This is a genomic window from Curvibacter sp. Hmag1.1 (genome assembly GCF_059769165.1).
This window is the reverse complement of sequence record NZ_JBMBGX010000002.1, coordinates 3,976,907-3,984,709: the sequence shown is the minus strand read 5'-3', so window position 1 is coordinate 3,984,709 and position 7,803 is coordinate 3,976,907. Positions and strand designations below refer to the sequence as shown.

At 61.2% G+C, this 7,803-nt stretch carries 5 protein-coding genes and 1 pseudogene; 4 read left to right on the top strand and 2 right to left on the bottom strand.

Translation table 11 applies throughout. The annotated features are described in order from the left end of the window. Positions 1 to 133: 133 nt before the first annotated feature. Together ACOAP0_RS19215 and ACOAP0_RS19210 are read left to right on the top strand one after the other, a co-directional pair. Positions 134 to 562, top strand: a pseudogene (locus ACOAP0_RS19215) (PQQ-dependent sugar dehydrogenase); the annotation flags it as partial. A 361-nt stretch (positions 563 to 923) separates the two neighbouring features. Then, positions 924 to 1,211, top strand: coding sequence for a hypothetical protein (locus ACOAP0_RS19210; protein WP_498377735.1), 288 nt, complete (start codon positions 924 to 926; stop codon positions 1,209 to 1,211). Between the two features lie 26 nt (positions 1,212 to 1,237). On the opposite strand, the gene hrpA is transcribed toward ACOAP0_RS19210, so the two are convergent. Further along, positions 1,238 to 5,389 (bottom strand): ATP-dependent RNA helicase HrpA, encoded by a 4,152-nt coding sequence (gene hrpA / locus ACOAP0_RS19205; RefSeq protein WP_498377734.1) that lies wholly within the window; start codon positions 5,387 to 5,389, stop codon positions 1,238 to 1,240. A 72-nt stretch (positions 5,390 to 5,461) separates the two neighbouring features. On the opposite strand from hrpA, the gene argA reads away from it, so the two are divergent. Then, complete coding sequence (gene argA, locus ACOAP0_RS19200; RefSeq protein ID WP_313866490.1) at positions 5,462 to 6,811, top strand: amino-acid N-acetyltransferase; 1,350 nt, start codon at positions 5,462 to 5,464, stop codon at positions 6,809 to 6,811. Positions 6,812 to 6,858: 47 nt separating this feature from the next. On the opposite strand, the gene ACOAP0_RS19195 is transcribed toward argA, so the two are convergent. Next, on the bottom strand, positions 6,859 to 7,365 hold the full coding sequence (locus tag ACOAP0_RS19195) for a disulfide bond formation protein B (protein WP_498377812.1): 507 nt from the start codon (positions 7,363 to 7,365) through the stop codon (positions 6,859 to 6,861). 163 nt (positions 7,366 to 7,528) lie between these two features. On the opposite strand from ACOAP0_RS19195, the gene ACOAP0_RS19190 reads away from it, so the two are divergent. Then, positions 7,529 to 7,801: an oxidative damage protection protein gene (locus tag ACOAP0_RS19190; protein WP_087493783.1), complete on the top strand. Its 273-nt coding sequence runs from the start codon at positions 7,529 to 7,531 to the stop codon at positions 7,799 to 7,801. Positions 7,802 to 7,803: the final 2 nt, after the last annotated feature.

The window sequence follows — 7,803 nt, the reverse complement described above, 5'->3', positions numbered from 1 at the left end:
AGCGGGTCTTCGCATTCGCCAATGGGTTGAAGCCCGGCCCATAGGCGGTGGCTTAGAGCGATCTGCAGAATCAGGGTTTACCCTTGACTTAAACCGCTACAAATAGCACCTAAACCGAGATCACCCCGAGATAGAGCACGGCCCCCAAGGCGGTGACGAAATCAACCTGATAGCACCCGGTCGCAATTACGGTTGGCCGGTGATTACCTATGGCGAAAACTACGGTGGTGGAAAAATCGGCGCCGGCATTACCACCCAAGCGGGCATGGAACAGCCCTTGCACTACTGGACGCCATCTATCGCCCCGTCCGGCATGGCCTTCGTATCCAGCCAGCGCTATGGGAAAGACTGGGTTGGCAACCTGGTCGTGGGCTCCCTCAAGTTCGGGTATCTCGCCCGCCTGGAGCTCAGCGCACCTTTCGCCGGCACTGTGGTCCGGGAAACCCAACACCTGCAGTCGCTGGGCGAACGGGTGCGCGACGTCCGCCAGGGACCGGACAGTTGGCTCTATCTGCTGACTGACCACCCGCAGGGCCGCTTGTTGCGTGTACTCCCCCGCTAAATCAGGTCGCTGCAAAGGCAAGCTTCACCGCCTTGTCATTGAAGTTGGCTGTAATGCGCCCTTCGTTGGAGAAGAACCATGCAACTACTGAAAACCGACAAAGCGCGGACGGAATTGCAAATCGGCAACCGCACCCTGGGTCAGCGCGAACGTGCCCTACTCATTCTTGCGGACGGCCGAAATACCGTGGAGACGGTGAACCACCTCTTTGGTGGCGAGGCCCTGCGGCTGGCCACGCACCTGATGCACAGCGGCTATCTGGTTCCACCGCAGGAACCTGCTGTCCGGACAGCATCCGCCAAACCTGCCAGCAAACCAGCACCCATTCCAGAAACCACGCCTGCTGCGCCCCCCTGCCCCCTTGCTGACCGAAGTTGTCACCCCCGCCGTGTCGGCCGACAACTTCGAGGGCAAGCGCTCGCTGGCAACGACTCGGATGTTTCTGTTCGACATCTGCGAGCGCATGTTTGTGCGGCGTGACCCGCAGCGCGCCGAAGCGTTCCGCGAAGCGCTGCGCAACGCCAAAGACCGCGAATCCATGTTGGCCGCCGCGCGCGACATGATCAGCGCCGTGGAAGACATCGCCGGTCATGAACGCGCGGATTCCATCAGCGAGCGCATTGCCATGTTGCTGCCGCCCGAGGGCTAAACCCAAGGGATCGGGATTGAGCCAAGTCAGCTCTGGATCTGCGCCCAGGCCTTGTCCAGTCGCTTCACGCTCACCGGTTGGGGTGTGCGCAGCTCCTGGGCGAAGAAGCTGACGCGCAGCTCTTCCAACAACCAGCGAAACTCCTGCATGCGCTCATCCACCGCGCCTTTGCGTTCCGCCACCAGCCGCCAGTAGCGTTGCTCCTGCGGGCGCAGTTCGGTCAGGCGGGCTGCGTCACGGGCCGGGTCGGCACGGTACTTGTCCAGCCTCAGCGTGATGGCCTTGAGGTAGCGGGCCAGGTGCTGCAGGCGGTCCCAGGGCGTCACCTGCAAAAACTTCTTGGGGATCAGGCGGTTGATCTGCTGCTGGGCGTCACTGGTGGCATCCGGCGCGTTTTTGGTGTCCTTGATCTTGCGGGCAGCGGTGGCGTACTCCAGCAGGATCACGCTCGCCATACGGGCCACTTCGTTGGCGATCAGGGTAAGGCGGCCGCGCCCTTCGTCGATACGTCGCTTGAAGGCGAATTCGTCGGTGGGCAGCGGGTCCAGCAGGAAGGCTCGGTCCAGCGCCACGGCGATGATCTGCTCGCGCAGCTCTTCCACCGTTCCCCCACCGCTGCCGTTATCGGCCTTCCCCACGTTCATATAGCTCACGGCCATTTTTTGCAGGTCCGGGATGTTTTTTTCCAGGTACTTGAGCGCGTCCTTGATCTGGATGGCAAACAGGCGGCGCAGTCCGGCGCGGTGCTTGGCGGCGGCTACTTCGGGTTCGTCAAACACTTCCACGGTCACCGCATCACTGGCGTCTATGAGTGCGGGGAAGCCGATCAGCGTTTGGCCGCCTTTGCGGATTTCCAGCAGCTCGGGGAGTTCGCCGAAGGTCCAGGCGGTAAAGCGGCCATCCAGGATGCTTTGGGCGCTGTTTTTGTGCGTGTTGGCATTTGCTACGTTTTTTGTAGCTGCTTGCGCATTGTTGGCGGGCGCTGAGGCGCGAAATGACTGAGCGTTCTGCTCCCTCATGTCAATTTGCCCCGCCCGCTTTGCGGGCTCCTCCTTGACCTGCGCAGGACGCCCGGTCAAACCAGCTCCTGGCGTTGCACTGGCTTCTGTGCTCGCGGACTGGTTTTGGGCCAGCTTCAAGCTGGCCAGTGCTTGGAATGCGCCCCGTGCTTGGCTGCCCAGTTCGGCCTTCAACGCGCCCAGGTTGCGGCCATGGCCGAGTTGGCGGCCGTGTTCGTCCACCACGCGGAAGTTCATGAAGAAGTGCGGGCTGAGCATGTCGACCTTGATGTCAGCTTTCACAATGTCCAGCGAGGTTGCTTCCCGCACCAGCTTAAGCGCGGCTTCCACCAAGCCGCCAGTACCAAACTTTTCGGGCGCATTCAGGGCTTCGGCGAACTTGGCGGCGGTGTCGGGCAGCGGCACCAGGCGGCTGCGGGGGCGCTGGTGCAGGGTCTTGAGAAGCGCCTGCACCTTGTCCTTGAGCATGCCGGGCACCAACCATTCGCAGCGCTCTTCGTTCACCTGGTTCAGCACAAACAAGGGCACGGTCACAGTCAAGCCGTCACGGGCATCGCCGGGTTCATGCAGGTAAGTTGCAGCACAGTCCACGCCACCCAAACGGATGGTTTTGGGGAAGGACGCGGTAGTAATGCCTGCCGCCTCGTGACGCATCAGCTCTTCGCGGGTGAGCTTGAGCAGGTTGGGTTGCTTTTTGACTTCCTCGCGGTACCAGCGCTCCAGGCTGTAGCCGCTGCATACATCAGCGGGCAGCTGCTGATCGTAAAAGGCGTAGATCAGCTCGTCATCTACCAGCACGTCCTGGCGGCGGGCTTTGTGCTCGAGTTCTTCGACTTGTTTGATGAGCTTGTGGTTGGCGGCCAAGAAAGGCAGCGTGGTTTCCCATTCTTTGCCCACCAGCGCTTCGCGGATAAAGATTTCCCGCGCACCGGCCATGTCCACACGGCTGTAGTTCACGCGCCGGCCGCTGTAGACCACGATGCCGTAGAGCGTGGCCCGCTCCAGCGCCACGACCTCGGCGGCTTTCTTTTCCCAGTGCGGGTCCAGCAGCTGTTTCTTGAGCAGATGGCCGCCTACTTGCTCCAGCCATTGGGGCTCTATGGCAGCGATGCCCCGGCCGAACAGGCGCGTGGTTTCCACCAGCTCGCTTGCGACGATCCATTTGCCTGGCTTCTTGGTCAGGTGGGCGCCGGGGTGGGCAAAGAACTTGATGCTGCGCGCGCCCAGGTATTCGCCGTTCTGGCCTTCTTCGAGCTTGCAGCCCACATTGCCCAGCAGGCCGGACAGCATGGAGAGGTGCAGCTGCTCATAGCTGGCGGGCTTGGTGTTAAGGCGCCATTTGTGCTCGGCCACCACGGTGTGGAGCTGGGTGTAGATGTCTTTCCACTCGCGCACACGGCGGATGTTGACGAAGTTTTGGCGCAGGAGTTGTTCGTATTGGCGATTGGTGAGTTTGTGGGTTGCTGCCTGCGCAGATCCTTGGGCGCGCGCTGGGAGCTGAGGCGCCCGGACCTTCTGCTCCGTGTCCCCCGCCCGCTTTGCGGGCTCCTCCTTGACCTGCGCAGAATGCCCAGCCGCCTCAACTCCCGGGTGGACTGGCGAACCGCCTCTGGCATCGTGAATCCATTTCCATAGCTTCAGGTAGCCGGTGAACTCGCTTTTTTCATCGTCAAATTTCTGGTGTGCCTGGTCAGCCTGTTGCTGCGCCTCCATGGGCCGATCGCGCACGTCTTGCACGCTCAAGGCGCTGGCAATGACCAGTGCTTCGTCCAAGGATTCGCGGCCACGGGCTTCCAGCAGCATGCGGCCTACGCGCGGGTCCAGCGGCAATCTGCTGAGCTCCTGGCCCAAAGGCGTCAGTTCATTCGCATCATCCACCGCCCCCAACTCATTGAGCAGCTGGTAACCATCGGCAATGGCACGTCCACTGGGACGTTCCAAAAAGGGGAAATCTTCCACGATGCCCAGATGCAGCGACTTCATGCGCAGGATCACTCCTGCCAATGACGATCGCAAAATTTCCGGATCAGTGAACCGTGGCCGGCCGTCAAAGTCTTTCTGGTCGTACAGGCGTATGCAAATGCCGTTGGCCACGCGCCCGCAACGGCCGGCGCGCTGGTTGGCTGCTGCCTGGCTGATGGGCTCTACCAGCAGCTGCTCCACTTTGCTACGGAAACTGTAGCGCTTCACGCGTGCTGTGCCTGCGTCAATGACGTATCGGGTGCCTGGCACCGTGAGCGAAGTTTCAGCTACGTTGGTGGCCAGCACGATGCGACGGCCGGTGTGGCCGTCAAAAATGCGGTCCTGCTCGGCCGGGCTCAGGCGGGCAAACAAGGGCAGCACTTCTGCATTGCGCATGACCGGCTGGTGGCTCAGGTGTTTACGCAGGTGATCCGCCGCCTCGCGGATTTCGCGCTCGCCGGGCAAGAAGACCAGGATGTCGCCTTGGTTGTGCGGGTCGCGCCAAAGCTCATCGACGCCATCGGCAATCGCGTCATTCAGGTCGTACTCGCGGCTTTCTTCAAACGGGCGGTAGCGCTGCTCCACCGGGAACATGCGGCCGGACACAAAAATCACCGGCGCAGGGCCTTTGGATGACTTGAAGTGATCCGCAAAGCGCTGCGCATCGATCGTGGCCGAGGTGACGATGATCTTCAGGTCCGGGCGGCGCGGCAGGATCTGGCGCAAATAGCCCAGCAGGAAGTCGATGTTGAGCGAGCGCTCGTGCGCCTCGTCGATGATGATGGTGTCGTAAGCGTTGAGCAGCGGGTCTGTCTGCGTCTCGGCCAGCAAAATACCGTCCGTCATCAACTTGACCGAGGCGTCCTTGCCCAGCCGGTCGTTGAAACGCACTTTGTAGCCCACCACATCGCCCAGTGGCGTTTTCAACTCTTCGGCGATGCGCTTGGCCACGCTGCTGGCCGCAATGCGGCGGGGCTGGGTGTGGCCGATGAGCTTGCCGCGCTGACCCTCGGGGTAGTTCAGCCTACCGCGCCCCATGGCGAGCGCGATTTTGGGCAGCTGGGTGGTTTTGCCGGAGCCGGTCTCCCCGCAGACGATAACCACTTGGTGCGCCGCAATGGCGTCCATGATTTCGTCGCGTTTGCCCGACACCGGGAGCGACTCTGGGAATTCGATTTGCAAGGGGCTGGCAGTCAAGGCGTGGTCTTCGTAGAGAATTGCGGATTATCCCAGTCCTGACAAACCCTTACCGGCCTCCCCCGCCCCTCAATGACCTCTGTCTTCAACTTCACCTTTGTGCCCTGGTTCCGTTCGGTTGCGCCTTACATCCACAAGTTCCGCAACCAGACCTTTGTGGTGGGCATTGCCGGTGAAGCGATTGCGGCGGGCAAGCTGCCCCACTTGGCCCAGGACCTGGCCATGATCCAGAGCATGGGCGTGAAGATTGTGTTGGTGCACGGCTTCCGGCCGCAGGTCAATGAGCAGCTTTTGGCCAAGGGCCACACCCCCAAATACAGCCACGGTATCCGTATTACTGACGAAGTGGCGCTGGACTGCGCGCAGGAGGCTGCCGGCCAGCTGCGTTACGAAATTGAGGCTGCTTTCAGTCAAGGATTGCCCAATACACCCATGGCGGACTCCACGGTGCGGGTTATTTCTGGCAACTTCATCACCGCGCGCCCGGTGGGCATTGTGGATGGTGTGGACTTCCAGCACAGCGGTCTGGTGCGCAAGGTGGACATTGCCGGCATCACCAAAACGCTGGACATGGGCGCCATGGTGCTGCTGTCCCCTTTTGGTTTTTCCCCCACCGGCGAGGCCTTTAACCTGACCATGGAAGAAGTGGCGACCAGTGTGGCCACCGCCTTGCAGGCGGACAAGCTCATCTTTTTGACCGAGGTGCCCGGCATCCGCATGGACCCGACGCTTCCCGCCAGCGAAGACAACCCGATTGACACCGAGCTGCCGCTGGCCGCCGCAGAAAAGTTGCTCAAAGAGCTGCCTACCGCCAACTTGCCCACGGACACCACCTTCTATTTGCAGCATTGCGTGAAGGCCTGCAAAAACGGCGTGGAGCGCAGCCACATCATCCCGTTCGCGGTGGATGGTGCGATCCTGCTGGAGGTGTATGTACACGACGGTATCGGCACCATGGTGGTCGATGAAAAGCTCGAAGAACTTCGCGAGGCCACCGAGGAAGACGTGGGCGGCATCCTGCAACTGATCGAGCCTTTCGAGAAGGATGGTACGCTGGTCAAGCGCAGCCGCACCGAGATCGAGCGGGACGCCGGCAACTACACCATCATCGAGCACGATGGCGTGATCTTCGCCTGCGCGGCGCTCTACCCCTACCCGGAAGCCAAAACGGCCGAGATGGCGGCGCTCACCGTGTCCCCCGATGTGCAGGGTCAGGGCGATGGGGAGCGCGTGTTGAAGCGCGTGGAGCAGCGCGCCAAGGCAGCCGGGCTGGACAGCATTTTTGTGCTGACCACCCGCACCATGCACTGGTTCATCAAGCGCGGTTTTGTGCAGGTGGACCCGGACTGGCTGCCCGAGGCGCGCAAACGCAAATACAACTGGGACCGCAAGAGCCAAGTGCTGGTCAAGAAGCTGAGCTGAGAGCGTCTGGACTCATTGCCGGCCGCCAGCGCGGCCGGATTCCCGAATCAGCGCTTGCGGGCGCTGCGCCAGACCATCAGACTCCCGAACACGGCAAAGACGCTGAAGCACACGAAGGACCAGTTGGCGATCGTGCCACCCAGGAAGGTCCAATCCACCTTGCTGCAGTCGCCCCCACCCCGGAATATCATGGGCAATGCGCGCTTGAGAGGGAAGGTCTCGATCATGCCGTAGAGGTCGCGCCCGCAGGACACCACCTCGGGTGGGTACCACTGCAGCCAGCTCTGACGAGCCGCCACATAGGCACCAGCCACTGCGAGTACAACCATGAGTGCCCCACCTGTGACATGCAAGCCTTTTCGGTTGCTAGCGCTCGTCAGCGCTGCGCAAACAGCTACCAAAATGAGAGCATATCGCTGCACGATGCACATGGGACAAGGCTCCAGGCCGACCACATGTTGCAGATACAGACCAAACACCAGCATGGCCACACAGGCCAGTACCACCATTCCGAACGCGCGGCGGGGCGCGTTGTCCATCCAGCTGTAAACCAAATTCAAAATTGTGTCCTTGTGGGTTGAGCCCAGCCCGCGGTGGGCGCTGGCTTTATGCATTTTGGTGCCATCTTAGGCGCTGAAGTTCCCGCAATCGCCGTGGGTGAGTTCAAAGCGAATAAGATTCGGCCTTTCGTTTTCACACCATCGATGAGGTTTCCCCATGGCACGCACCGTTAACTGTATCAAGCTGGGCAAAGAGGCTGAAGGCTTGGATTTTGCGCCCTACCCCGGTGAGCTGGGCAAACGCATCTGGGAAAGTGTGAGCAAGGAAGCCTGGGCAGCCTGGCTGAAGCACCAAACCATGCTGGTCAATGAAAACCGTCTGAACCTGGCCGATGCACGCGCACGCCAGTACCTCGCCCGCCAGATGGAAAACCACTTCTTCGGCGACGGTGCAGACGCTGCACAAGGCTACGTTCCCCCCAGCGCCTGACA

Bases quoted from the DNA above. Each gene is read 5' to 3' on its own strand.
- ACOAP0_RS19190 (WP_087493783.1), top strand. From the start codon at position 7,529: ATGGCACGCACCGTTAACTGTATCAAGCTGGGCAAAGAGGCTGAAGGC.
- argA (WP_313866490.1), top strand. From the start codon at position 5,462: ATGACCTCTGTCTTCAACTTCACCTTTGTGCCCTGGTTCCGTTCGGTT.